General features: G+C 56.6%; 24 protein-coding genes. 9 read left to right on the forward strand and 15 right to left on the reverse strand.

What is annotated here, in order from left to right; all coding sequences use genetic code 11:
* From IM290_RS21615 to IM290_RS11295, 7 genes are all read right to left on the reverse strand, one after another.
* The coding region (locus IM290_RS21615; RefSeq protein ID WP_193042565.1) for a BapA prefix-like domain-containing protein at nucleotides 1–545 on the reverse strand (545 nt) is incomplete at its 3' end.
* Nucleotides 546–1409: 864 nt separating this feature from the next.
* Nucleotides 1410–2585, reverse strand: coding sequence for a cupin (locus IM290_RS11270; RefSeq protein ID WP_193042587.1), 1176 nt, complete (start codon nucleotides 2583–2585; stop codon nucleotides 1410–1412).
* An 11-nt stretch (nucleotides 2586–2596) separates the two neighbouring features.
* Complete coding sequence (locus IM290_RS11275) at nucleotides 2597–3388, reverse strand: HpcH/HpaI aldolase/citrate lyase family protein (RefSeq protein WP_023295301.1); 792 nt, start codon at nucleotides 3386–3388, stop codon at nucleotides 2597–2599.
* Nucleotides 3370–4113, reverse strand: coding sequence for an alpha/beta fold hydrolase (locus IM290_RS11280; RefSeq protein ID WP_015571633.1), 744 nt, complete (start codon nucleotides 4111–4113; stop codon nucleotides 3370–3372). The genes IM290_RS11275 and IM290_RS11280 overlap by 19 nt, the downstream gene beginning before the upstream one ends.
* Nucleotides 4114–4121: 8 nt before the next feature.
* Nucleotides 4122–4886, reverse strand: coding sequence for an SDR family NAD(P)-dependent oxidoreductase (locus IM290_RS11285; protein ID WP_062937992.1), 765 nt, complete (start codon nucleotides 4884–4886; stop codon nucleotides 4122–4124).
* Between the two features lie 3 nt (nucleotides 4887–4889).
* Nucleotides 4890–6212, reverse strand: a complete 1323-nt coding sequence (gene hisD, locus IM290_RS11290) for a histidinol dehydrogenase (RefSeq protein ID WP_193042566.1) — start codon at nucleotides 6210–6212, stop codon at nucleotides 4890–4892.
* 75 nt (nucleotides 6213–6287) lie between these two features.
* Nucleotides 6288–7526: an MFS transporter gene (locus IM290_RS11295; protein WP_023295299.1), complete on the reverse strand. Its 1239-nt coding sequence runs from the start codon at nucleotides 7524–7526 to the stop codon at nucleotides 6288–6290.
* Nucleotides 7527–7834: 308 nt separating this feature from the next.
* Here IM290_RS11295 and IM290_RS11300 point away from each other — a divergent pair, with 308 nt between their 5' ends.
* From IM290_RS11300 to IM290_RS11320, 5 genes are all read left to right on the forward strand, one after another.
* Entirely contained in the window at nucleotides 7835–8905 is a 1071-nt protein-coding gene (locus IM290_RS11300; protein WP_003862277.1) for a LacI family DNA-binding transcriptional regulator, read from the forward strand.
* The gene (locus IM290_RS11305; RefSeq protein ID WP_015571630.1) at nucleotides 8902–9873 is read left to right on the forward strand and encodes a nuclear transport factor 2 family protein; all 972 of its coding nucleotides are present in this window, start codon (nucleotides 8902–8904) and stop codon (nucleotides 9871–9873) included. The genes IM290_RS11300 and IM290_RS11305 overlap by 4 nt, the downstream gene beginning before the upstream one ends.
* A 105-nt stretch (nucleotides 9874–9978) precedes the next feature.
* Complete coding sequence (locus IM290_RS11310) at nucleotides 9979–11121, forward strand: ester cyclase (protein WP_015571629.1); 1143 nt, start codon at nucleotides 9979–9981, stop codon at nucleotides 11119–11121.
* The gene (gene hisD, locus IM290_RS11315; protein ID WP_193042567.1) at nucleotides 11122–12417 is read left to right on the forward strand and encodes a histidinol dehydrogenase; all 1296 of its coding nucleotides are present in this window, start codon (nucleotides 11122–11124) and stop codon (nucleotides 12415–12417) included.
* A gap of 53 nt (nucleotides 12418–12470) precedes the next feature.
* Nucleotides 12471–13841: an amidase gene (locus tag IM290_RS11320; protein ID WP_015571627.1), complete on the forward strand. Its 1371-nt coding sequence runs from the start codon at nucleotides 12471–12473 to the stop codon at nucleotides 13839–13841.
* On the opposite strand, the gene IM290_RS11325 is transcribed toward IM290_RS11320, so the two are convergent.
* Genes IM290_RS11325 through fliE form a run of 8 tightly spaced genes read right to left on the reverse strand, consistent with a single transcriptional unit; the run spans nucleotide 13838 to nucleotide 20785 of the window.
* Nucleotides 13838–14257 carry a flagellar protein FlhE gene (locus IM290_RS11325; protein WP_239660460.1) on the reverse strand — a complete coding sequence of 140 codons (420 nt, stop codon included), beginning with the start codon at nucleotides 14255–14257 and terminating at the stop codon, nucleotides 13838–13840. The two genes, IM290_RS11320 and IM290_RS11325, sit on opposite strands and share 4 nt — an antisense overlap.
* Nucleotides 14254–16347, reverse strand: a complete 2094-nt coding sequence (gene flhA, locus IM290_RS11330; RefSeq protein WP_015571626.1) for a flagellar biosynthesis protein FlhA — start codon at nucleotides 16345–16347, stop codon at nucleotides 14254–14256. Before flhA ends, IM290_RS11325 begins: the two co-directional genes overlap by 4 nt.
* Nucleotides 16347–17492, reverse strand: a complete 1146-nt coding sequence (flhB, locus tag IM290_RS11335; RefSeq protein ID WP_015571625.1) for a flagellar biosynthesis protein FlhB — start codon at nucleotides 17490–17492, stop codon at nucleotides 16347–16349. The genes flhA and flhB overlap by 1 nt, the downstream gene beginning before the upstream one ends.
* A gap of 18 nt (nucleotides 17493–17510) precedes the next feature.
* On the reverse strand, nucleotides 17511–18152 hold the full coding sequence (cheZ, locus tag IM290_RS11340) for a protein phosphatase CheZ (protein ID WP_015571624.1): 642 nt from the start codon (nucleotides 18150–18152) through the stop codon (nucleotides 17511–17513).
* Nucleotides 18153–18157: 5 nt separating this feature from the next.
* Complete coding sequence (gene cheY, locus IM290_RS11345; RefSeq protein WP_015571623.1) at nucleotides 18158–18544, reverse strand: chemotaxis response regulator CheY; 387 nt, start codon at nucleotides 18542–18544, stop codon at nucleotides 18158–18160.
* Nucleotides 18534–19595, reverse strand: a complete 1062-nt coding sequence (locus IM290_RS11350; protein WP_048974279.1) for a chemotaxis response regulator protein-glutamate methylesterase — start codon at nucleotides 19593–19595, stop codon at nucleotides 18534–18536. Before IM290_RS11350 ends, cheY begins: the two co-directional genes overlap by 11 nt.
* Nucleotides 19592–20446, reverse strand: a complete 855-nt coding sequence (locus IM290_RS11355) for a CheR family methyltransferase (RefSeq protein WP_015571622.1) — start codon at nucleotides 20444–20446, stop codon at nucleotides 19592–19594. Before IM290_RS11355 ends, IM290_RS11350 begins: the two co-directional genes overlap by 4 nt.
* Nucleotides 20447–20461: 15 nt before the next feature.
* A complete protein-coding gene (gene fliE / locus IM290_RS11360) occupies nucleotides 20462–20785 on the reverse strand; it encodes a flagellar hook-basal body complex protein FliE (protein WP_020480519.1) in 324 nt (107 codons plus the stop codon).
* A 264-nt stretch (nucleotides 20786–21049) separates the two neighbouring features.
* Between fliE and fliF the strand changes: the two genes are divergently transcribed.
* The 4 genes from fliF to fliI are packed head-to-tail and all read left to right on the forward strand — an operon-like array spanning nucleotide 21050 to nucleotide 25764.
* Entirely contained in the window at nucleotides 21050–22720 is a 1671-nt protein-coding gene (fliF, locus tag IM290_RS11365) for a flagellar basal-body MS-ring/collar protein FliF (RefSeq protein ID WP_045333244.1), read from the forward strand.
* Nucleotides 22717–23703: a flagellar motor switch protein FliG gene (fliG, locus tag IM290_RS11370; RefSeq protein ID WP_015571619.1), complete on the forward strand. Its 987-nt coding sequence runs from the start codon at nucleotides 22717–22719 to the stop codon at nucleotides 23701–23703. The genes fliF and fliG overlap by 4 nt, the downstream gene beginning before the upstream one ends.
* Complete coding sequence (locus IM290_RS11375) at nucleotides 23690–24394, forward strand: flagellar assembly protein FliH (RefSeq protein WP_017692817.1); 705 nt, start codon at nucleotides 23690–23692, stop codon at nucleotides 24392–24394. The genes fliG and IM290_RS11375 overlap by 14 nt, the downstream gene beginning before the upstream one ends.
* Nucleotides 24391–25764, forward strand: a complete 1374-nt coding sequence (fliI, locus tag IM290_RS11380) for a flagellar protein export ATPase FliI (protein ID WP_033487535.1) — start codon at nucleotides 24391–24393, stop codon at nucleotides 25762–25764. The genes IM290_RS11375 and fliI overlap by 4 nt, the downstream gene beginning before the upstream one ends.
* Nucleotides 25765–25775: the final 11 nt, after the last annotated feature.

A 25775-nucleotide genomic window follows, 5' to 3' on the forward strand; every position in this document is an offset into this window, starting at 1 on the left:
ACGGTTTTGCCGTCAGGTGAGACCTGTAGATTGGTGGGGGCATCCGGAGGCGTGGTATCTGGCTCGGAAGGATTTCCCGGATTGCCGGGATTCGGACTGTTGTTATCGTCATCTCCGCCACCTCCACCGCCGGTTCCCGCCGCAATGGCAATCCCACCTGCGACGGCCAGGCCACCCAGCACCCAGGGCCACGCTGCGGCGCCGCCGGTATCACTCCCTGACGCCGCCAGTAGGGCGTCCGTGGAGGCGATGGATTCATAGGTGGCGGCACCGGTTGGATCTTCAATCCACCACAGCGCACCGTCGCTCTCCTCAAGCACCAGCTGGCTCACGCCCTGCGCGTCGGTGACGTAGAAATTCTTGAGGGTAATCACTTCGCCCGAGTGGAGGGTAATCACCAGATCGTTTCCGCTGCGGGAGTAACCTGAGATATCGGCGCGATCCACGTTAAGTTTAACAATAGACGAATGGCCGAGTGTTACCTGTGTTCCCTCCGTGGTCGTTTCCACGCCAGTTAGTTTCGATATAACAGATATTTGGCTCATACAGTTATTACTCCAGCAGAGTTATTGTTTACGGCGTGTCAGACGTGGCCATATTTTCTGAAGGGATGAGGGCGCTCCCGGCGAAAATACTGTGAATAAAACAGTATTTACCGTTGCTTTCTTTAGAGCGACCGAGACCCGCCAGCAATCAACGTGGCAACATCAGGGCGAAGCTAATTATTTACATGAGTAACTGTTATTTATTTATATTTTCTTAATTTATAAGCCTTATTATTTGTGCGGGTATTATTTGTTTTGCTGTAAAAATGATATAGCTATAAATATCTGAATGTGCAAATTAAGTGTCTGTAAACCCTGCACTGTGATTGCAGAGAAAATTAATTGATAGCGCGAATATATTTTGTTGGCTATGCGGGCCGCGCCACAGAGGCGTTGGCGTACAGGCGGTCGGGATTAGGTAGTGGAAGAAATGAGAGGGGGATAATACTGAATACATAGGCTTTATTTATAATTACAGCGAATATTAATGACTGCTTAATAATGATTTAAGTTAGGGTGAATCATCTGCTGTATGATATATTTCGAAGAATTGCATTAATGAAATATATTTTCGGTTTGGGTTTGGATTCTGCTACGCATAAAAATAAACTGTCGACTTCACATATTTCATAAATAAAAAGGCCGCAAATGTGGCCTTTCTGAGGGGGGAGGTTTAGCCGAAAGAGATAATCCCCATTTCAATCAGTGCGGCGAGCGTCAGAAGAATAAAGAGGATAACGACTATGGGTCTGTACATTTGATTTTCCATCCATGTTTATCATGCAATCCGTTTTATGTGCATCATTATTGATGATGGTGCAGGCGATCCCTGCCCCCCTATTTTGCGCCACTTTGCCGTAAAAATCAGTTAGCTGCTGGCACTTTTTCTACTTTTTCTCCGGCCCGACGGGCCGTGGCTGGCAGGATGTCGGCATCCGCCACGTAGCCATCAGGATCGAGACAGCGATTGTGTTCTCTCGCCTGGTGCAGGATCGCTTCGTCCCAGTACAGGCGCTTACGCTGATCGCCCTGGGTCGTCAGAATAAACTCCACATTGCCATCAACCGCGCGGTAGCGGCGCCAGCTGTTTGCCGGAATGGAGATCACCGAACGTTCCGGGGCGATAATGCTGACTTCTTTACCCGCCTCGTTCCAGGTCACCTCCAGCTGTCCTTTAAAGACCATGATCACCTGAATATCCGGGCAGAGATGGCGACCGACAATGTGGTCGTCAGCAAGACGCAGCCATTCGACGGAAAAACCGTGCGGGCTCACAATAGCGGGAGCGGAATTCCGATCCTGTGAAATGCCGAAACCGATAACCGGCGCAATTTCGCCGCCGTGTCCCGGCAGCACCGAATCCAGCAGTCCCTGTGCTGACCAGCAGCGATCATCGCCGGTTACCGCACGCTGGCGCATCTCCTCAACGCTGTAGTCACGCAGACCGGCAATATATTGCTCTGACAGCGGCGTCAGCAGCGTGGCGGGATCGGGCATTGGTTCACCTGCCTCCTGCGCAATCAGCATATTATCCTTGCTGAGATACATACCGTACTCGCTGGCGGCCGCCAGCACTGACGGGTGCCAGATGATGCCGCCCGTGTTGTCCCCGCCGAGCACGGTAAATACCATGCCGCAGGTATCTTCTTTACTGACGTTGGTGAAACCGCGGAAGATCCAGGTCGGTATTGAGAGGATGGTGGGCGCGCTAAATTCCGCTTCATGCTCGCCGTTGGCGCCCCAGCGAAAACGCCATGTCCCTTCATGGATCAGGAACACTTCTGCGGTGAAATGCAGATGCAGGTTATTGGTTACCCCTTTCGGCATAGCCGCCGCGCCAATGTTAAAGCCGTGCGGCTCGGGGATATTAACAATCTGCTCGCTGGACTGAGTTACACCCGGGCCGATGAAGGAATAGTTTTGTTTGAGATGCGAACCGGGCAGCTTGCAATCAATAAAAGCAAGATTGCAGGAAACCATATCGTCGGGGGCGATTAACCGTGTTCGTGCCTGGCTCTGGCTAAGATGGATAGTTTTCATCATTTCTCCTTTTAATAACCGGATGCACCGGTGGTAGGGATGGCGTTGCCGCGGGCGAGAGCAATTGCTTCACGTGAGGCGCGACCCAGCTGCATAACGTCGTTTGCTGGGGTAACAAACTGGAAACCCTGCGCAATACGCGCTGCGGCGGCCGCGCCGGAAGTGCAGAAAATACCGGCAATCTTCTGCTGCTGGCGGCAGCAGTGAATCACCCGCTCAATAGCAGCAAGCATTTCGGGATGTTGGGATTCGGCGCTGGCGCTGCCGGTCAGCGTCAGCGAGAGATCGTTGGGGCCAATAAACACACCGTCCAGTCCTTCGGTATCAAGGATGGCGTCAAGATCCGCCAGCCCTTCGCGGGTTTCGATCATTGCCAGCGTCAGGATCTCGTCGTTAGCGTGCTGTGGATAATCACTGCCGCCGTAGAGTAGACCTCTGGCCGGACCAAAGGAGCGAACACCCAGCGGTGGATAGCGACAGGCAGCGACAAAACGGCGAGCCTGTTCCGCGCTGGAGATCATCGGACAGATTACGCCATACGCGCCGGCGTCTAATACGCGCATGATTTGCGCCGGATCGTTATCTGCCACCCTCACCAGCGGCACGGCAGGCGTGCTCGATAGCGCCTGTAGCATCGACAACGCGCTGGCAAAATCAATCATGCCGTGCTGCAAATCGACGGTGACGGCGTCGTAACCCTGATGGCCCATAATTTCCGCGCTATACCCGGACGGGATCGCCAGCCAGCCGTTAACGATCGGGGTATTTTCCAGAAATGCGGTCTTTAAACTGTTTTTGCGCACTGTATGCACTCCGTTATCCACTGACGCAGCAGCGGCGCGATCTCATCCGGGGTTTCCAGCGGAATAAAATGCCCGCCAGCCTCCACCGTATGCCTGGTCACGTTCGCGTTGCCTGCTGCCAGTAGCTGATGATGATGGGGCGTGCAGATAACGTCCTGCGCGCCGTTTAGAAGTAATGTGGGGCAGGAGAGGGCGTTAAACGCAGCCCGGTTGTCCTGCCGGTGAATGGCCATTTCCGTTTGCTCCGCAAAGGTCTCAATGCCGCACTCTTGCGCCATTCGGCAAATAGTCTCTTGCAGGATCCGATCGGACAGACGTGACGGGGCGACATAGCTCTGCCACAGCGAGGAGACCAGCCAGTCGGCCAGGCCCCGCGCCTGTGCGGTGTGTACCGCTTCCCGGCGTGAAGCAAGGGTGTCTGGCGCAACGGGCAACGGATTAACGGAAATCAGCGTCAGCCCGTTCACTCTTTCTGGCGCGTCGGCGGCCATTTGCAGCGCGACAATCGCGCCGAGCGAAAAGCCTGCCAGCAGAAAGCGCGGCGGCAGAACCTTTAACAACCGCCGTGACGCCTGCGGCGCGGACTCTGCGCCCGTCAGCGTGATGCACAGCACCGCTGAGACGTTCAGCCGTTCAATGACGGGCTGCCAGAGCCGGGCGTTACAGAGCGTGCCGCCAAGCAGCACCAGCGGCAGATCGGTATTGTCCAGAAGCGGATATTCCATTGCATCCCTCACGTAGCCGTCCAGCCGCCGTCAACCATCAGGGCGCTGCCGGTGATCAGCCCGGCGGCTTCAGAGGCGAGGAACACCACCGGCCCCATAATGTCCTCCAGCCTGCCTGGCCGGCGCAGTTTGATGTTGTCCAGCACATAGCGGCGAAATGCCGGGTCGGCGAGCGACGAACGCGTCAGGTCGGTTTCAATGAAGGTCGGGCACAGCGTATTGACGCGGATCCCCGCATCGCCCAGCTCCAGCGCCATCGTTCGGGTTAACCCTTCAAGCGCGAATTTGGAGGCACAGTACACGCTACGCTCGGGGCCACCAACGTGTCCCATTTGCGATGAGATGTGAATAATCGATCCCCCCTTACCGCCCGCCCGCATTCTGCGCGCCACGTGCTGGCTGATAAAAAAGGTGGCGCGCAGGTTAAGCGCCATCACCGCATCGAAATTTTCCTCGTTCACCTCAAGAAACGGCTGGTGGCGGGCCAGCCCGGCACTGTTCACCAGAATGTCGGGCGTGGGCAACGTCGCCAGCACACGCGCCACCTCCTGAGTGTCGGTAATATCCAGTTCCAGCGGGTGAAATGCGAGACTGTGTTCCGCTGCCAGACCTGTGGCATGCGCCAGCGCCTCGCGGCCCCGGGCGGCGATCCATACCTCTGCTCCCGCCTGTGCGAGGGCGACGGCGGCGGCGAAGCCAATCCCTCTTGACCCGCCGGTCACCAGCGCGCGTTTGCCGTGCAGGGTGAAAGAGGGCGTTTGCAAAAGCGTCATGGCTTACACCTTTTCCCTGACCGGGGCCGGTGTGGCGTAGGGAACTTCCGTCTGGCCATAACGGCGCACGCGAATATTGGCCTGCTCGGCATGTCCGGCGAACCCTTCCAGCAGCGACAGACGGGAACAATAGCTGCCGATTTCGGCGGTGGCTTCGTCGCTGAGGACTTTCTGGAAGGTGCAGGTTTTCATGAACTTGCCCACCCACAGGCCGCCGGTATAACGTGCGGCTTTCTGCGTGGGCAGGGTGTGGTTGGTGCCGATCACCTTATCGCCGTAGGCCACGTTAGTACGCGGTCCAAGGAACAGCGCGCCGTAATTGGTCAGGTTAGCCAGGAACCAGTCGTCCCGGTCGGTCATCACCTGAACATGTTCGGAAGCGATACGATCTGCCTCCAGCAGCATCTCTTCGTGGCTGTCGCAGACGACGATTTCCCCGTAGTCCTGCCACGACTGGCGGGCAATGTCGGCGGTAGGGAGCTTTTCCAGCAGCCGTTCCACTTCGCTGAGCGTCTCTTTGGCAAGTTGAAGCGAGTTCGTCAGCAGGATGGCAGGGGTGGTGACGCCGTGTTCGGCCTGGCCCAGCAGATCCGTGGCGCACATTTCCGCGTCAACAGTGTCATCGGCAATCACCAGCGTTTCCGTCGGACCGGCAAACAGATCGATACCTACCCGGCCGAACAGCTGGCGTTTGGCCTCCGCGACGAAGGCGTTACCGGGCCCGACCAGCATGTCGACCGGTGCCAGCGAGTCCGTGCCCAGCGCCATGGCGCCTATCGCCTGAATGCCGCCAAGGGCATAGATTTCCGTTGCGCCAGCCATTTTTTGCGCCGCGACAATCGCCGGGGCGGGCTGACCGTTAAACGGCGGGGCACAGCTGATGATTCTTGAACACCCCGCCACGCTGGCAGTGATGATCGACATGTGCGCGGAGGCGAGCAGGGGATATTTTCCGCCAGGCACGTAACATCCTACGGCGTTAATCGGAATATTTTTATGTCCGAGGATCACCCCGGGACGCGTTTCAATTTCCAGGTCCCGCAGACATTCTTTCTGCGCGCGGGCAAAATTCGCCACCTGCTGTTGGGCAAATTCAATATCCTGAATATCCTGGCGGCTTAACTGTTTTATGCAGCGGTCAATCTCCGCGGACGTCAGACGATAATCCTGACGGTCATAACGATCGAATTTAATGGATAATTCGCGAATGGCTTTATTTCCGCGTTTTTCAATATCCGCAAGTATTTGTTCAACCGTTTCTCTTATTTGCTGGTTGGCTTGCTGGCGCTCTTCGGTAGATTTACCGGTTTTTAATTTCCAGGACACTCGCTTCTCCTTACCTTTTTCAGATGTCAGTTGTCCTCCCGGCGAGCCGGGAAAGGGTGTTTACTTCAGAAAGAGTTATTGATCCGGCGCGGCAGCGTACGCACCGTTTTTTAATAATTGGGCTGAGGTTTGCGTTTTACGGGCATATACCCATCGAGCGGACAGCGGCGTGGCAATAGCGGCCACAACGGAAAGGGCGGCAATCAATATATAACCGGACGACAGGTTAATATGTTGCATCATTACGCCCATCATTACCGGCCCGACAAACATGCCGCAGGAATAAATGGTCTGGAATAGTCCCATTCGCGTGGATTGTTCATCAGACGAGGTATTCACTACGCTGAGCGACATGAATGCGGCAAAGGCCATACCGAACGAGAACCCCGCCAGCGCCTGCCACAGGTAAATCACATAGATATTGCTGGTAAAGGGAATGCCGAAAGTGGAAATCACCTGTAAAACGATGCCGAGCACGGCGGTTTTTACCAGCCCAAGGCGCTGATAAAACACCGAACTGCACAGGGCGATGGCCAGCCCGTAAAAAAGAAGGTGGATGTTACCCAGCAGCGCGAGGATCCCCGCCCGGGCGCCAAGCTGCTCGGCATAGACCGGCGTCAGCGTGTCACGGGTGGCGAAGGGCACCAGAATGACGACGGTCGCCAGGATGCCAATCAGCCAGACGGAACGGTCGGCCAGCTGCTGGCGCGCGCCGGTAATGCAGGCTTTAAGCGTGGGGGCCTGAACCGGGTCGTGCACGTCCTGAATGCGGGTCGTCAGGAATAACGCCACCAGGGCGGAGATGCAGGAGACAAAAAAGGCGATGTTATTGGCGAAATAGTGAATCAGCACCGCGCCAATACAGTTACCGAGAAACACGCCGATGGGCCCTGCCAGCGCCAGCAGCGCGACGGCGGCAGGCGCTTCGTTGCGACCGAAGTAACGCATGAACAGGATGTTGTACAGCACCCAGGTCGCCGCCGTGACACCGTCTGCCGCTTTCGCCAGATACAGCGTAATGGCGTTGGGTTCAAGCCAGGCAATCGGCCAGGCGATAATTGGCAGCAGCAGGCCAATCTGGATGAAGATCCTGCGGCTTTTAACCACGTCGGAAATAATGCCTAACGGGAAGCGTATCAGAAGGGTTGCCAGACCGGACGCGCCCATGATGATGCCCATGATCTGTGGCTCAATGCCCTGGTTGATCATCATGGGGGCCAGGAATGCATCAATGCTATGAATGCAGATAAAGAACAGGATGCTGATGATGAAAAAGAGCCGGGCTTCCCGACGGCGTAACAGTGCTTGAAACATGGTTTTGAACCTCTTAAGAATTAATGGGTTATAACCAGTCAGGGACGACGTTTACCGGTTCAATCCTTTGGGCGACTCCTGTTCTCTCCGGTACCATTGACGGTATGAAAACTCTTTGCATACGTATTCAAGATTTGAAGTTACGAAAAGGTTTCACATTTGTAAAGTGATCTCGATCTTGTTGTGAGAATTTTAATTTTTTGTGTTGCATACGCATGCAAAGGTGGTGTAAGTATAAAAAACACCCACTTGCTGAGGCGTTTGAAGCACGCGCAAATGGGCAGGACGTTGATAAGGAATCAGGGGTAATGAAACGTAAGACTTTTGCAGCAGTCACATCCCAACAGGTCGCTCAGCTGGCGGGGGTATCGCAATCTGCGGTGTCGCGAACGTTCACGCCGGGGGCCAGCATTTCACCGGCAACGCGTGAAAAAGTGCTGAAGGCAGCGCGCGAGCTGGGTTATCGCCCGAATGCGATCGCCCGTTCGCTCAACACGGCTCGTTCGCGCATTATCGGTGTCGTCATTTCTTACTTTGATAACCCCTTTTACTCGCAGGTGCTGGAGGCGCTGGCGCAAAAGCTGGATACGCTGAACTATCACCTGCTGCTGTTCGTTGGCGACCGGGAAGGTAACGTAGACCGTATTTTTGACCAGATTATGCAGTACCGGGTGGATGGCATTGTGCTGGCCTCGGTGACGCTGTCGCTGGAGTTATCCGAGGAGTGCCTTGCCGCCGGGATCCCGGTAGTGCTGTTTAACCGCAGCGAAGAGAGTGGCATGGCCTCCAGCGTCAACAGTAATAACGAAGCGGCCGCGCGGCAGATTGCCGAGTTTCTGCTGGCGGGGGAGCACAAGCGTTTTGCCTACGTGGGCGGCGTGGCCGATTCCCCGGTCAATATCGCCCGCCAGCGCGGGTTCATTTCCACGCTGGAAGAACATGGCATCACCGATGTCCGGGTGGTGCACGGGAATTACGACGCTCAGCAAACCACCCGGGCAGCCTATACCCTGTTTTCGACGTCGCCAGCGCCGGATGCGGTCTTTGTCGCCAACGATCATATGGCCGTCACGGTAATGGATGTGGCACGCTATGAGTTTGGTTTGCGCATTCCGGAGGAGGTCTCCGTTGTCGGGTATGACGACATCGGCCCTTCCGGCTGGCCCTCTTATGCGTTGACCTCGGCGTCGCAGCCGGTCGGCGCGATGGTGGATGCCACGGTGGAACTGTTAATGAAGCAAATTGACAGCGGAACCATAGAGCCTGAACAGATTACGGTGCCCGGTACGCTGGTGATACGCCACTCGGCGCGTCGCCCACGCAGCGGCGTTATCGAAACCAATGGTTTAACGCTATTCCAGTCTAAGGAGCGCACATGACCAGATTGCGGGGCTTCAGCCCTCAATTCGACTCTATCCAGCAGTTCATTTTGACGCTGACGCACGTGGTGTGGGAGCAGAAAGATATCGGCCAGCTGGCAGATTTTTACGCCACGCCGGTGGTTTTCACTACCCCCGAAAAACAGCTGCATGAGCTTTCCCAGTTTATGCGCCTGACGCTTGAGGCGATGCACAGCTTCCCGCAGCGAGCGGTGCTGACGGAGGATATTCTGTGCAGCCAGAACCCGGGGGACGAGTACTATGCGGCGCAGCGTACCGTAGCCCGCATTCAGCACCAGGGGGAGGGATTTTTTGGCCCGCCGACCGGGAAAAATGTCTGGGTCCGCACCTGGGCCGATCGCATCTGTGTTGATGGTGCCGTACGCCAGGAGTGGCTGCTTCAGGATCGTGCCGCGATTGTGGCGCAACTGGGGCTGGATGTCCGCGACTTTGCTTTTAACCTGGCGACCATGCGCCAGCAGCTTGGGCTGGAATCTGTATCTGCTGAGACGCTTGACGCCCGCTGGGCGGGTGGGCCTGAGGGCGACGACGTGGAAGGGGCGCTGGCCGGGGTCGTTGAGCGCTACTTAACGATGTGGGCGGGCGGTAACAGCGGCGTGGTGCCCGGTCTCTATCACCCGGCGGCGACGCTGTACGCGCCGGGGCACTGCCTCTGCACCGGCGAACAGGAAATTGGCGCACAGCTTTCCGGTTATCGCGCTTCATTTGCCGACAGCGAAACGCAGCTTCATCACCTGATTGTGCGTAAAGATCCTAATGAGCCGATTCGACTTTCATTGCGCTGGTCGTTGTTAACCTGGCATGACGGTTACGGCAAATTTGGTGCGCCGACCCGTAAACCCATATCAATTACCGGTATCAGCCAGCTTGAATTACGTGATGGTTTAATTTTCCGTGAATATCTGGGGATCGATGAATTAGCGATTTGGTCGCAAATATTTAATTAATGGGGCGGCAGCCCCCTTATTCCGGCTGCAAAAAATAACCGTGTTTAATTCACCCTCACTTACGGGTGCGGGTTCTTATTGTCTGAAAACAGAGCAGGAGTTTATATGTCTTCCACCGAAGCAACAAATAAAGCACCAGCCGTACCCGAAAAAAGCAGCGTGAAATCGCTGAAAGAGGAACCTGTATTACAGGTGGAGCGTCGTGATTTTGTCGATCTGGTACCGGAAAAAAGACCGCGCGTGCAATCATTACGCGGCTTTGATGACTGCTATACCGATATTGTCGATTATATCGTTCGCTGCACCCATAAAATATGGGACGAGCGCGATGTTGGCTTAATTTATTCTCACTATACCCATAACTGCGTGCTGTATAACGCGCTGGGGACACTCTATAACCGCGAACAGGTGGTGCAGGATACGCTGCAACGCTTAATTGCCTTCCCGGAACGGCGCGGAATGGCAACCCAGGTTATCTGGAACGGAAATGATGTTGACGGTTTTTATACCTCTCACCTGGTGACGGGAAGCGGGCGGCATACCCAGCACAGCCATTTAGGTAAGCCGACGAACCGTACGTTTGTGACGCGTACCGTGGCGGATTGCATGATCCACGAGAATAAAATTTATCGGGAGTGGGTGGTCAGCGACAATATGTCACTGATGAAACAGCTTGGCCTGAATACCGATCAAATCGCATTTAATATGGCAAAGGAGCAGTTCGATAAAGGCTTCCGCGTGATGGACATCGGCGAAAACGGCCGCATGCTGGGGCAATATCCGCCGGAGATGGAGTGCGATGTTTCCATTGCGCACACCGATACGGAGGAGCAGTGCCTGCGCTGGCTGCATGAGATCTACAACCGCCGGATGTTTGGCAAGATCAAAGAAGTGTATGCGCCTAACGTACAGTGGCACGGTCCGCTGATGAAAGAGCTGTACGGCACCGCGGCGGTAACCCATCAGACGCTGGCGCTGGTGGGGATGATCCCTGACGGCGCGTGGCTGCCGCAGCATATTTGTTCCAACCCGTGCGATGAAGGCGGCGTCAAAGTGGCCGTACGCTGGATTATCGAAGGACATCACCTGGGTTACGGCGAACTCGGCAAGCCGACCGGAGAACGACTGTTCGTGATGGGCATGTCGCACTACCACATCGTCAACGGAAAAATTGTTGATGAGTGGGTGGTTTATGACCATCTGGCGCTGCTGGCGCAGATCAAACTCGGCCAGATGGAGGACGCGTAAATGTTAAATCAGGTGAGCTGGATTAAGCGCCCGCAGGGGCAGGATGCGCAGGCCGATCGTTCCCTGACGGAGAAGGTCAGCGCCATTATCGAGCGCGTGAAAACCGAGGGCGATACGGCGCTAAGAGCCTTTTCGCAGCAGTTTGATCATGTCGTACCGGCGCAGTTTGAGGTGAGCGAGCAGGAGATTGCCGAAGCACTGGAGGGGATGGATGCCCAGACGCGCCGCGACAGTGAGTTTGCCATTAATCAGGTGCGTCGTTTTGCGCAGGCGCAGCTGGCGACCATGCTGCCGCTGGAGGTAGAGACGCTGCCTGGCGTGCATCTCGGTCACCGGATCATCCCGGTGCAGACGGTGGGCTGCTACGTGCCGGGCGGACGGTATCCGATTCTCTCCGCACCCGTGATGTCGATTGTTCCTGCGACGGTGGCGGGCTGTGAACAGATTATCGCCTGTCTGCCCCCGGGCGCCCATCCGGCGATGATTGCCGTTTGCCATCTGGCGGGCGCGCACCGCATTTTCAAAGTTGGCGGCGCGCAGGCCATTGCGGCTATGGCCTGGGGAACGGAGAGCATCCCGTCGGTGGACAAAATCGTTGGGCCAGGCAACGCCTTCGTTAACGAAGCGAAACGCCAGGTGTTTGGTCGAGTCGGCATTGATGCCCTCGCCGGGCCGAGCGAGATTTTTACTATCGCCGACGACAGCGCCGATCCGCGCATTCTGGCCGCCGATATGCTGGCGCAGGCAGAGCACGATATTCTTACCCGCGTCGGGCTGGCGACAACCAGCCGGGATATCGCTGAGCGTACCCTGGCGGAGGTTGAGCGTCAGCTTGCGACTCTGCCAACGGCCGCCACGGCGGGCGAGGCGTGGCGTCGGCAGGGTGAGATTGTGCTCTGCGAAGATGAAGCGCAGCTAATTGCGTTTGCTGACCATATGGCGACGGAGCATTTGCAGGTGCATACCCGCGATCCGCACGCGACGGCAGCGAAGATCCGCAACTATGGCTCTCTGTTTATTGGTCAGAACGCCAGCGTGGTGTTCTCCGATAAATGCTGCGGCACCAACCATACGTTACCGACGATGGCGGCGGCACGCTATACCGGCGGTCTGTGGGTAGGGGCATACGTCAAAATCTGTACCCATCAGTGGATTGACGAGCAGGGTATCCCGGCAATCGCAGAACCGGCGATCCGCCAGAGCCGTACCGAGGGGATGCAGGGGCACCGACGGGCGGCGGAAATTCGTCTGCGTCCGCAGGACATTGATGCCATTACTACCGGCATGCGGGACTAAAACGTATCCCGGGCAGCCTTCTGCCCGGTTTTCAGCACGGGGAGCCTGAGACTATGAAGCGCCTGATACCGCCAGACGACTGTCCGGAGGAAATTGCCCGCCGTCTCGACGTCATACAGCAGCACCGGGCGCTCAACGCGATCCTCGGGGTTAACCCTGACGCCATGTCTCAGGCGGAACAGCATCAGCAGCAGCGTCGGCGTGGAGAGCCGATCGGCCCCCTGCACGGCGTGCCGCTGATCGTCAAAGATAATATTGCCTGCGCGCCGATGCCGATCACCCTTGGCTGCCGTGCGCTGGCCTCACTTAACGCGACAGCGGATGCTCGGGTCGTGCAGCGATTGCGCAGAGCGGGGGCGATTATTCTTGCCAGGGCCAATATGTCCGAGTTCGCGTTCGATGTGCGCTCGCGTAGCTCGCTGGGGGGTGATGTGGCGAATCCACTTTGCCCGACACTCACCGCCGGAGGTTCCAGCGGAGGATGCGCCGCGGCGGTGGCGGCTGGAATGGCGGATGGCGCATTGGGTACCGATACCGGCGGCTCTATCCGCATTCCCTGTAGCTATACCGGGCTGGTGGGGCTACGGCCTGCCTTTCGCCGTTCACAGCTGGACGGCGTGGCGCCGCTCTCGCCCAGCAAAGATACCGTTGGGCCAATGGTACATAGCGTTGAGGATGCCGCCTTGCTGCATGCGGTGATCCATGGCCTGCCGCCGGTTGCGCTTCCTGTGCGTTCGCTGAAAGGCGTTCGCTTTGGCGTGGTGACCGCGTTACAGGGAGAGGATGAGGTACAGCTGGAGGTCTGGCAGTCGGCGCTGCACACGTTGCGCCGTGCCGGAGCGACGCTGGTGGAGGTTTCACTCCCCTTCCTTGAAGAGGTGAGGCAGGCCACCTGCCTCAGTCTGTATGAATTTCGCGTGGCGATTGACGACTGGCTTAGCAAACAGCCTGGCGCTCCCTCCGGGCTGACAAGCATTGTGGACTCCGGCGCTTTCCTGCCAGAGTTTGCGCCGTTTCTACGTCAGATGCTGGCGAGTAACACGCTGAAAACCCCGCTCTGGCTGGCGGGGCGTCGCTTTCAGCGCCTGTTGCGGCAGAACCTTTGCCAGGTGGCGGAGGTGCAGCGCATCGACGGATTTGTGTATCCCACCGTACAACGATTACCAGAAAGTATGGCGAAGATGCCGCCAGGCTGCGCGCCGGAACTGGCCGCCATCAGCGGCCTGCCTGCCATTACGTTGCCCTGTGGCGTAAGCCGTATCGGGCTGCCGGTAGGGATGGAGATGTTATCGGCGCAGGAGGATGAGACGATGCTGATGACGCTGGCGCTGGCGTGTGAGGGGGCGCTGGGCGGGATAAATGAGGTGCTGAGGTTTAAGGCAGGATATCGCCAGAGCGGTACCGTTTGTCAGAACCTCTCTTAAGGCGCCGATGGCCCCTTGCCGCGATACCTTATTGTGATTTCATTTTTCAGTATTGTCAGCGGCGGCGTCATTTCGCCGCGCGCTACCGACTGATACTCAAAGCGAAAGGGGCCCGCGGCCGGGAAACCCGCTGGCAACGGGATTTCGCCCGCCAGTTCCCTAAGTATCAGACAGCGCAGGTTGTTACAGACGCGAATGCGAAAGCCCGGCGGCGTGGGGCCGTCCGGTGTAATCTTCCACAGCAGATGCGTCGGCGTAACCCCTTTCGGAAGGGGGGCGGCGGGCTGAACTGGACGACTTTTCAGTACCTGCTTGCCGCGCGACAGCGTGCCGCCAAAACTATGGCTGCTCCATGAACCGTCCGCAGCAAACGCCGGTGGCGCAAGCAGCAGAACAAGCAAGGCGGCTCTTATCACGATTTACCTCCAATGAGATACGTCATTCTCACGTTGCGCTGAGTGTTTATCTCCTGGCTGGAGAGCACTGCAAGCTGAGGGAAGATGCGACGAAGATAGCGGGACAGCATCAAACGCAGCGCCGGGTTCACCAGCAGAACCGGCGGCGCACCCAGCGCTTCCTGATGCTGCAACGCCTGCTCGGTCTGTTTCATTAAATTCTCGGCAATTCCCGGCTCGATAGCGCTTCCGCTCTGGGTTGCCTGTACCAGCAACTGCTCAAGTGACATATCAAGGCCGATTATTTGGATATCGTCGTCGCCAGGGAACCACTGCTGCGTAATCGCCCGGGAGAGGCGAGCGCGCACGCGGGCCGTCAGCTCGTCAGCGTCAGACTGAGGAGTGGCATACTCAGCCAGCGTGTCGATGATGGTCCGCATATCGCGGATCGGCACGCGCTCGGAGAGCAGATTTTGCAGTACTTTGTGCAGCGTGGTCAGGCTGATTACCCCGGGGATCAAATCCTCTATCAGCTTCGGCGACTGTTTGGTGAGCTGGTCAAGCAGCTGCTGCGCCTCCTGGCGACCGAAAAGTTCGTCCGTGTGGGTGCTGATAAGGTGGTTCAGGTGCGTAGCGACGACGGAACATGGATCGACTACGGTATAGCCCAGCGTCTGCGCCAGCTCGCGATGGACTTCATCGATCCATAGAGCGGGAAGTCCAAAGGTTGGTTCTTTACAGGGCGTACCGGGCACTTCTCCCTCTGCACAGCCTGGATCGATCGCCATCCAGCGATCGGGCTGGACCTCGCCTTTACCAATCGTCACCCCTTTTAGCAGAATACGATAGTGAGTCGGCGGCAGGTCGAGATTATCGCGAATATGAACTGCTGGCGGCAGAAAGCCCATCTGCTGCGCGAACTTCTTACGAATACCCCGTACGCGGGTTAACAGCTGGCCCTGCTGTTCATGATCGACCATAGGGATCAGTCGATAGCCAACCTCCAGCCCCAGTACATCTTCCATCTGTACGTCAGACCATGTCGCTTCATTAACCTGCGCCACGTCAGCTTCAGCTCGGGTAGGGGCGGAGGGGGCGGCGCCCGTTTTTTTCGCCTTACCTTCCTGGCCCCGCAACCACCATGCAATCCCTAATAGTGAGGAGGTAAAGAGTAAAAAGACCAGATTGGGCATGCCTGGGATTAGCCCCAGCAAACCAATTACGGCCGCAGAGAGGGCAAGCACGCGAGGCGAGGTAAACAGCTGGCCGACCATCTGCTCGCCTACGTCCTGCTCGTTGACCACACGCGTTACAACGACACCTGCCGCGGTGGAGATCACAAGACCAGGGATCTGCGCAACCAGGCCATCACCGATGGTCAACAGCGTGTAGGCTTCTCCCGCTGCGCTGAGGGTCATATCATGCTGCATTACGCCGATAATCAGGCCACCGATAATGTTTATTGCCATGATCAGCAGGCCTGCGATGGCATCGCCACGCACAAATTTGCTCGCACCGTCCATGGAGCCGTAAAAATCTGCCTCCTGAGTCACCTCTTTTCGACGGCGTTTGGCCTCCTCCTCGCCGATCAGACCGGCGTTCAGGTCGGCATCGATTGCCATTTGTTTACCGGGCATACCGTCAAGGGTAAAGCGGGCGCCCACTTCTGCAATACGCCCGGCCCCCTTGGTGATGACCATAAAGTTTATAATTATCAATATGATAAAAACGACAATGCCGATGGCAAAGTTGCCGCCTACCAGGAAGTGGCCGAACGCTTCGATGACCTGGCCCGCGGCGTCAGCGCCGTTATGGCCGTGCATCAGGATAACGCGCGTTGAGGCGACGTTTAGCGCCAGGCGAAGCAGCGTTGAGAAGAGCAGTACCGTCGGGAAGGCGGAAAACTCCAGCGTATTCTGGGTAAACATGGCGACCAGAAGGATCATGATCGCCAGTACAATATTAAAGGTAAACAGCAAGTCCAACACGAAGGTTGGCAGCGGCAGGATCATCATCGCAAGGATCGTCATGATCAGGACTGGACCGGCCAGTACCTGCCACTGGGTCTCCTTGATGCCGGGCAAACGTAATTTGGTGGCGATATTAGCCATTACTCTTTACTCTCTTGTGCAAAATCGAGCGCCGGGGGAACCGGCAAATCTTTAGGTTCTGTTGGGCGCAAGCCAAAGCCTTTACGCCACCGGCGCAGGCTATATACCCAGGCCAGGACTTCGGCAACAGCGTTATATAATTCACCGGGCACCGGCTGACCCGGCTCGCAGTGCCGGTAAAGCGCACGCGCCAGCGGTGGCGCTTCCAGCATCGGAACCCGATTTTCTTCAGCCATCTCGCGGATGCGCAGGGCAATAAGTCCACTGCCGCTTGCGACGACGATCGGTGCGCCCATGGTGCCTTCCTGGTACTTCAGCGCCACGGAATAGTGGGTCGGGTTGTTGACGACCACATCGGCGGTGGGCACCTCGGCCATCATGCGGCTTTGTGCCATCTGGCGCTGAATCTGCCTGACGCGACCCTTAATGTGCGGGTCACCTTCCTGGTTTTTAAATTCATCCTTTATCTCCTGGCGGCTCATTCTCAGCTTCTTAAAGTTGCTCCAGAGCTGATAAATCACGTCGAAGGCCACCATGGGGATCAGTGACAAAATCACGTACAGCATGCAGCCAATCAGCAGGTTGCTGATGTCGTTTAGCGCGCCGCCCAACGGTTCATACATTAGATTGATGAACCTGCTTTTATTGAGCAGTAAAAACAGTCCTCCCCCCGTGGCGGCCAACAGCACCTTGAGGATGCTTTTGATCATCTCTGATACCATTTGGGCAGAGAAAAGACGCTTGATACCGGTGACGGGATTAAGTTTTTTAAGATTAACCTTTAGCGCCTTACTGCTTGCGTTCAGGCCGCCGATAATCGACGGTGCCGTTATTGCGGTCACGTACAGCCCGCCGGCGAAGGGCAGAATGGCGAGAAAAGCCATGCTCAACAGCGAGGCTGCACGATGTAACATATTCTGCGGGTCGCGGATCAGCAGTCGATCAAAGGTCAGCCCGTTGTGCAGAATAGATTCAAGCTGCGTCGCCAGATGGCTACCTGCGCCGACGATAAGCCCCCAGCCCACCAGAAGCATGGCAAGGGTGGTCAGCTCGCGCGAACGCGGAACCTGACCTTCCTCCCGCGCTTTCTGTTTTCGGTGGGGTGTGGGGTCTTCTGTTTTGTCGCTCTCGCTCTCTTCAGACATAGTGTTGGCCTGGGGTCATCAAAAGCCCAGCGACTCCAGCAGGTCATCCACCTGTTCCTGAGAGGCGACAATCCCGGCGACGCTGGTATCAATCTGCGGGCCGTTCTTGAGATGGGCGTCACCGCTCTGTTCGATACCCGCGTCACGTTCGCGCATGTTTTCAACCAGCACGCTGATCAGCTCGGTTTCGACGGTCTGAATCACCTGCATCAGGCTTTGCAGCACCTGGCCGGTGAGATCCTGGAAGTCTTGCGCCATCATTATTTCGGTGAGCTGTTGGTTGGTTTGCTGAGCGGTGGCCGGCACGTCCAGCAGAAAGGTACGTGTCTCTTTCACCAGTTCTCGCGCCTCGTCAAGCGGCTGTGGCTCTTCAAACCAGGCGTCCCACCGTTCAGTAAGCTTACCGGCATTTTCACCTAATCTTTCCTGGAGCGGTCGTGCCACCTCGACGGCCGTCAGCGCGCGATCGGCGGCCTGAGACGTTTTGCCAACAACGTAGTTGAGACGGTCACGCGTGTTGGGGAACGCGTCCGCGACTTCTTTAATGGCCTGCTCCAGGCCAAGATTTGCCATACTGTCGCGCAGCAGCCGGGTTAATTGACCGATACGCAAAAAGAGATCCTTTGGCGGTTCCGCGATCTCGCCAGGCTGAGTGGTCATAGTATTCACCCGAGTTTTTCAAAAATTTTGCCAAGCTTTTCTTCCAGCGTGGCGGCAGTAAACGGTTTAACGATGTAACCGTTGGCACCCGCCTGCGCGGCGGCGATAATGTTTTCGCGCTTTGCTTCCGCAGTAACCATCAGTACCGGCAGCTTTGACATCGCCGGGTCGAGGCGAATGGTTTTCAGCAGCTCAAGGCCATCAAGGTTGGGCATATTCCAGTCGCTCACAACGAAATCAAACTCACCGGCGCGCAGCTTGTTCAGCGCGTCCTGGCCATCTTCCGCCTCTTCAATATTTGAATAGCCCAGATCCTGAAGCAGGTTACGTACGATACGTCTCATGGTGGCAAAATCGTCCACCACCAAAAAACGCAGGTTTTTATCCGACATGTGTGTTCTCTCCTGAACGTCGTGGTTTATGGCTGAAACTTTCCAGCAGACGCTGGCTAATTTTATTGAGATCGACGATTTCTCGGGCAGCGCCAAGGGCAATCGCTTCGCGAGGCATACCGAACACCACGCAGCTCGCTTCGCTCTGAGCGAGGGTAAACGCGCCCGACTCCCGCAACGCCAGCAACCCACGTGCGCCGTCGGCTCCCATTCCGGTAAGGATGGCGGCGCTGGCATGTGCGCCCACCAGCTGTGCAACGGAGTTAAAGAGAACGTCTACCGACGGGCGATGACGGTTGACGGGGGGCGCGTCGGTCAGCCTGACGGCGTACCCTTTTCCGTGACGGACGATCTCCATATGCTTGTCGCCGGGGGCGATCAATGCCGTACCCGGAAGTACCGGATCGCCGTCATCCGCTTCATGCACCTTTATCTGGCAAAGTGAATCAAGACGCTGGGCGAAGGAGCGGGTAAATCCGGCAGGCATATGCTGGGCGATGACGATACCGGGGACGCTGGTTGGCAGCGGCGTTAATACCTGGCGCAGCGCCTCCGTCCCGCCGGTCGAGGAGCCAATCGCCACAATGCTTTGTGGATCCACGGTAATGCCCCGCAGTATCGGCGAGGCCACTTCAGCCTGACGTCCCAGTTTTGCCTTCGCGGCAATGCGGATCTTCTCTGCGACCTGCACACCCCACAGTTCCAGATTTCCGGCGATACGCTGATCGGGTTTGGCCAGAAAATCGACGGCGCCGTGTTCCAGCGCGGCCATTGTCGCCTTCGAGCCTCGGGTGGTCATCGAGGAGATCATCACCACCGGCATTGGACGAAGGCGCATCAAACGGGAGAGAAACTCCAGCCCATCCATTTTCGGCATGTCGATATCCAGCGTCAGCACGTCGGGGTTCAACTGCTTAATCATCTCGCGTGCGATCAGCGGGTCTGGCGCGGTGCCGACCATCTCCATATCTGGCTGTTGATTGATCACTGCGCTCAGGATGTTGCGCATGAGCGCAGAATCATCAACTGTCAGCACCCGTATCCGTTTCACCGTAAGGCCTCCGTAAGTTCATACACCGACTGGCCGCGAAGCCTGAGTGGAATGTGCGGATGATTAAAATGTTCAGAGTGACCAACAAACAGCAGGCCGTCTGGCTTCAGCATGCGGGCAAAGCGCTCAAGCAGACGCTTCTGTGTCGGCGCATCGAAATAGATCATCACGTTGCGGCAAAAGATGGCGTCAAACGGTCCGGGCAGCGGCCAGCTGTTGTCCAGCAAGTTGAGCCGCTGATAGTGAATAGCGGCCAGCAGTTCTGGCTTTACCTTCACCCGATCGCTGTTCTCACCCGAGCCGCGCAAAAAATAGTGGCGTTTTTGCACCAGGGTCAGCGAGTGTAGGTCGGACATGCGGTATACCCCTGCCTCCGCTTTGGCCAGCACCTCGGTATCGATGTCAGAGGCCCAGACGCGTGGCCCTCCCGTCGCGCTCCCCAGAGTCTCGTCCAGCGTCATGGCGATGGAGCAAGGTTCTTCCCCGGTGGAAGCGGCAGTACACCAGACGCGGTAGCCGTTGGGCCGCTGACGGGCGTGTTCTGCGAGCACCGGGAAGTGGTAGGTTTCGCGAAAGAAAGAGGTCAGATTGGTTGTCAGCGCGTTGACAAAGTTCTGCCATTCCGGATGCTCGCTGTGGGATTCCAGAATGCTGATGTACTCAAGAAATGTGTCAATCCCCAGCGCCCGTAGCCGCCGTGATAAACGATTAAAAATCATCTCTCGTTTTTGTGCGTTGACTACAATCCCGGCGCGGCGATAGATCAGTTGCCCAATACGCTGTAATTCAGAATCGGATAACGTAAGCTTATTTGGCGATAAGCGCACGGGAATGTCTTTAAATTCACTCATAGACAGGGCGAGGCCTTATACCGGGGTATTCATGATTTCCTGGTAGGCACTGAGCATTTTATTGCGCGCTTGCACACCGAAGCTAAAAGAAATTGAGGACTTCTGCATTGCCAGCATTACGTCATTTAATCCAATATCGCTACTGCCAGACATCCACTGCTGCGTCATTTCTTTCGCGTTAACCTGAGTTTCATTAATTTCATTGATACTGTTGAATAAAATGTCAGAGAACGACGGCGTGTTTTTCAGCGCGGCAGGCTGGTTTCGGCTCATGCCGGCTATTTGCTGTGACTGAGTGTTAATTTGATCGAGTACGCCACGCATTAAAGTTGCTGACATTGTTGACTTCCTGAATTAATAAGGGAAAAGCACACATTTATTACATATCTTTTAAACGTTGATAGTTTAACACGTAGGCAAAATGGCCATAAAATCCAATAAGCGAACATTACTTTAAGCTTATTTATCCTTAAAAAATCGGCCTTTCAGACGATAATGCCCGCCTGAAAATTTCTCTTAATTTGAAATCGTCGTTATCAGCCCTGCGATATCACAGGCGCTGACGCGCATTATTGTGCGTGCTATTTCTTACAGGATCACGGCATGAGTGCCACATTAAATGATTTAACGAATAATCCGGCTGACCGAATTAAATCGGCTCTGTCATGGCTTCGCGCCAGCCCGAAGCTATCGCTGGTCATTTGCGCCGCGGCTGCCGTATCGGTATTAATTGCGCTTATGTTCTGGGCAAAAGAGCCAGGCTATCGCGTGTTGTTTAGCAATATCAGTGATGAAGACGGTGGGGCCATTGTTGCCCAGCTGTCGCAGATGAATGTCCCTTACCGCATCGACGCGCCGGGTGGCGCTATTCTGGTTCCTGAAGGGCAGGTCCATGAAGTGCGTATGAAGCTGGCCCAACAGGGGTTGCCAAAAGGCGGCTCCGTAGGGTTTGAACTGCTGGATAAGGAAAAGTTTGGTATTAGCCAGTTTAGCGAACAGGTTAATTATCAGCGGGCGCTTGAGGGAGAGCTGGCGCGTACTATTGAAAACCTGGGGCCGATCAGATCGGCGCGCGTTCATCTTGCCACACCCAAGCAGACGATGTTTGTGCGTGAGCAAAAACAGCCAACGGCTTCCGTTACCGTCAACCTGATTCAGGGGCGTACCCTGGATGAAGGACAGGTCATTGCCATTACCCATCTGATTTCCAGCGCCGTGACGGGGCTGACGGCAGAAAATGTCACTATCGTCGATCAGCGGGGTGAGCTGCTCACCCAAAGTGGTTTGCGCGGCCTGCAAACGTCACAGCTGAAGTACACCAGTGAGATCGAAAGTGATTACCAGCAGCGCATCCAGCGAATCCTGGCGCCGCTGGTGGGCAGCAAAAATATTCGCGCCCAGGTCACGGCGCAGATTGATTTTACCCAGCAGGAGCAGACGCAGGAGCAGTATCAGCCCAACGCCGATCCGCAAAAAATGGTGATTCGAAGCCGCCAGACGAGCCAGTCCGAGCAGGGTAACGGACGCGGCAATGGCGGCGTACCGGGCGCGCTGACGAATCAGCCGCCAGCGCCTGCCACTGCGCCACTTACGCAACCGCTTGACAAGCCTGCCGCTCAAACCAGTACCGCTGGTACCGGAAATGACCGCTCACAGCCCTACAACAATCACAACGATGAGACCACCAATTTTGAGGTCGATCGCACGCTAACCCACATTAAAAATGCCATGGGGCGCATCGATCGTCTTTCAGTCGCGGTGGTGATAAACCATCTGCCGCAAGGCGCTGAGGGCAAGCCGGGTCCGCTGAGTGAGGCTGAACTGAACCGTATTAATGCTCTGGTTAAAGAGGCTGTCGGCTATACGGCCTCACGCGGCGATAGCGTCAATATTTTGAACTCGCCGTTTAACGGGGTTGAGGAAGAGGAACTCCCGCCATTCTGGAAACAGGATAAGTTTTATCAGTTGATGATGGCGATTGCGCGTTATCTGGTTATCGCGATTATCGCCTGGGTTATGTGGCGTAAGCTTGTTCATCCGGCCTGGATCCGCCATCAGGAAACCAGCCTGCGCCGCATGGAAATGGAAAAAGAGGCGCGTCAGGAAGAGCTGGCCGCCCGCAAGAAAGCGTCCGAAAAGGATGCGCGTGACCGCGCTCAGCAGCGTGTGGATACGGAACTTAACAGTCAGCAGCTGCGCGAACTGGCGGAACAGGAGCCGCGGGTTATTGCGCTGGTTATTCGTCAGTGGATGAATCAGGAGCTCAAATCATGAATGCCGCAGAGAAAAGCGCCATCGTTATGTTGACGCTGGGCGATGTCCTGGCCGCCGAAGTCTTTAAGCACCTAAACGCGCATGAGGTGAAGACCATCAGCAGTTCTATGGTCAACATGGCGGGGTTTACCCACGATCAAATGGCCTCCGTGCTGCGCGACTTTAAAAATGACTCAAGCGAGTATGCCGCGCTGAGCCTTAACACGAACGAGTATCTGCGCAGCGTGCTGGTCAAGGCGCTGGGTGAAGAGCGTGCGTCAACGCTGCTTGAGGATTTGCTGGATACCCACCAGGGTGGAAACGGGATCGAAACGCTCAACTTTATGGATCCGCTGGCGGTATTCGATCTGATTCGTGAAGAACACCCGCAAATTATCGCCACGATCCTGGTCCACTTAAAGCGTAACCAGGCGGCGGACGTCCTGAGCAAATTCGACGATCGTGAACGTAACGACATTATGCTGCGTATCGCCACCTTCGGCGGGGTTCAGCCCGCCGCGTTGCAGGAACTGACGGAGGTACTCAACGGCCTGCTCCACGGTCAGAATCTTAAGCGCAGCAAAATGGGTGGGGTGCGCCCGGCTGCGGAGATTTTAAACCTGATGAAATCCCAGCAGGAAGAGGCCGCCATTGAGGCGGTTCGCGATTTCGACAGTGAGCTGGCACAGAAAATTATCGACGAAATGTTCTTGTTCGAAAACCTGGTGGATGTCGAGGATCGCAGCATCCAGCGTCTGTTGCAGGAGGTGGAAAGTGAAACCCTTATCATCGCCCTCAAAGGAGCAGATGAAGCGCTGCGGGCCAAGTTCTTCCGTAACATGTCGCGCCGTCAGTCGGATCTGATGACCGAAGATCTGGCATCGCGCGGTCCGGTGCGTTTGTCACAGGTGGAAGCCGAGCAGAAGACTATTCTGAACATCGTTCGTCGCCTTGCGGAGACAGGGGAAATCATCATTGGAGGCAGCGACGATGCCTACGTTTGATGCCAATAGCGCCGCTCAGTGGCGCAGCTGGCAGCCTGAGGATCTGTTAAACGAAACGGTTGAAGTACCGTTGCAGACGCAGGATACCGGCCATTCTGACGCGCAGTTTAAGGCCGAGCTGGCACGCCTGCGTAAGCAGGCTGAGCAGCAGGGTATTGCTCAGGGATTGGCGCAAGGCAAAGAGGAAGGCCGTCGCGAAGGCTATGAGGCCGGGCTGAAGGAGGGGCGTGAGGCGGGTCTGGCGCAGGGGCTGGAACAGGCTCGTGACGAACGGCAGGCTTTACTGCTCCAGGCTGGAGAATGGGTGACGCAGTGCAAGCTTGCGCTTTCGAATCTCGATAGCCTTATTCCCGGACGTCTGGTTCAGCTGGCGCTGACGGCGGTACAGCAGCTGTACGGCACCCTGAGCGTGGCGGATAACCATGCTCTGCTTGCGCAGATCCGCCAGTTAATGAAGCAGGATACCCTGCTCAACGGCCCGACAGAACTGCATGTGAACCCGCAGGATCTGCCCATGGTCTCCCAGGCGATCGGTGAGACGCTCTCCTCAATGGGGTGGTCCTTACAAAGCGATCCCCAATTGGCCGCAGGGGGATGTCGTGTGGTCACGCCGGACGTGGAGTATGACGCCACCATGGAAACGCGCTGGCAGTCTCTCTGTCAGCTCGCCCGAGAGGAATTGTCCCAATGAGCCAGCAGTTAAAAAACTGGCTCTCGGTCATGGATCGGGTGGAAGAGAAGCTCGGAGAGCTCCCGCGCTTTCGTCAGTACGGCAAGCTGACGCGTGCTACCGGGCTGGTGATGGAGGCCGTTGGCCTGAAGCTGCCGATAGGCGCGTTGTGCATTGTTGAACGTCAGACCGGGCAGGCTATTTTACCGGTCGAGTGTGAGGTGGTCGGGTTTAACGGTCAGACGCTCTATCTTATGCCGCTTGAACATGTTGACGGTATTCTTCCCGGCGCGCGCGCGTACGCGCCAGAGGCCGATAAGGGAGCGGGTAAACAGCTGCCGGTGGGGTTACACCTGCTGGGGCGCGTGCTTGACGCTCAGGGCCGCCCCCTGGATGGTCGTCCACCGGCGGGAAAACCCGTAGCCGGCCTGTTTACCCCCTCGTTTAACCCGCTTCACCGCGATCCCATCAAGTCCGTGCTCGATGTGGGCGTGAGGGCAATAAATGGCCTGCTGACGGTTGGCAGGGGACAGCGTATGGGCCTTTTTGCCGGCTCGGGCGTCGGTAAGTCGGTGCTGCTCGGCATGATGGCCCGTTTCACCACCGCCGACGTCATCGTCGTCGGGCTGATTGGCGAGCGCGGACGTGAAGTAAAAGATTTTATCGAGAACATTCTTGGCGAAGAGGGGCTCTCACGCGCGGTCGTGATCGCCGCACCTGCTGACGTCTCGCCGATCCTGCGTATGCAGGGTGCGGTTTACGCCACCCGAATTGCTGAGGATTACCGCGATCGTGGGATGAATGTCCTGCTGATAATGGACTCTCTTACGCGCTATGCCATGGCGCAGCGTGAAGTGGCGCTGGCTATCGGTGAACCGCCGGCAACGAAAGGTTATCCACCGTCCGTCTTCGCGCGTCTGCCCGCACTGGTAGAGCGTGCGGGTAACGGTATGCGCGGCGGCGGATCGATAACCGCCTTTTATACGGTTCTGACCGAAGGGGACGATCAGCAGGATCCGATCGCCGATTCGGCGCGCGCGATCCTCGATGGCCATATCGTGCTTTCTCGTCGCCTGGCTGAGGCGGGCCATTATCCTGCTATTGATATTGAAGCCTCTATTAGCCGCGCGATGACGGAGCTGATTCCGCATGTCCAGTACCGCAAGGTTCAGCGTTTTAAGCAGCTGTTGTCGACCTATCAGCGTAACCGGGATCTGGTCAGCGTAGGCGCTTACGTGAAGGGCAGCGATCCGCTGCTCGACAGAGCGATAGACCAGTATCCTGCGCTGGAAGCCTTCCTGCATCAGGCAATACACGAGCGGAGCGGTTACGACGAGGCTATTGCCGCACTGAGCCAACTTTTCCCAGACATCGTTGAACAGGCGGGATAAAACGTGAAAGT

The organism is Enterobacter cloacae complex sp. S1, from assembly GCF_014930525.1.
Taxonomy (GTDB): domain Bacteria; phylum Pseudomonadota; class Gammaproteobacteria; order Enterobacterales; family Enterobacteriaceae; genus Enterobacter; species Enterobacter hormaechei_C.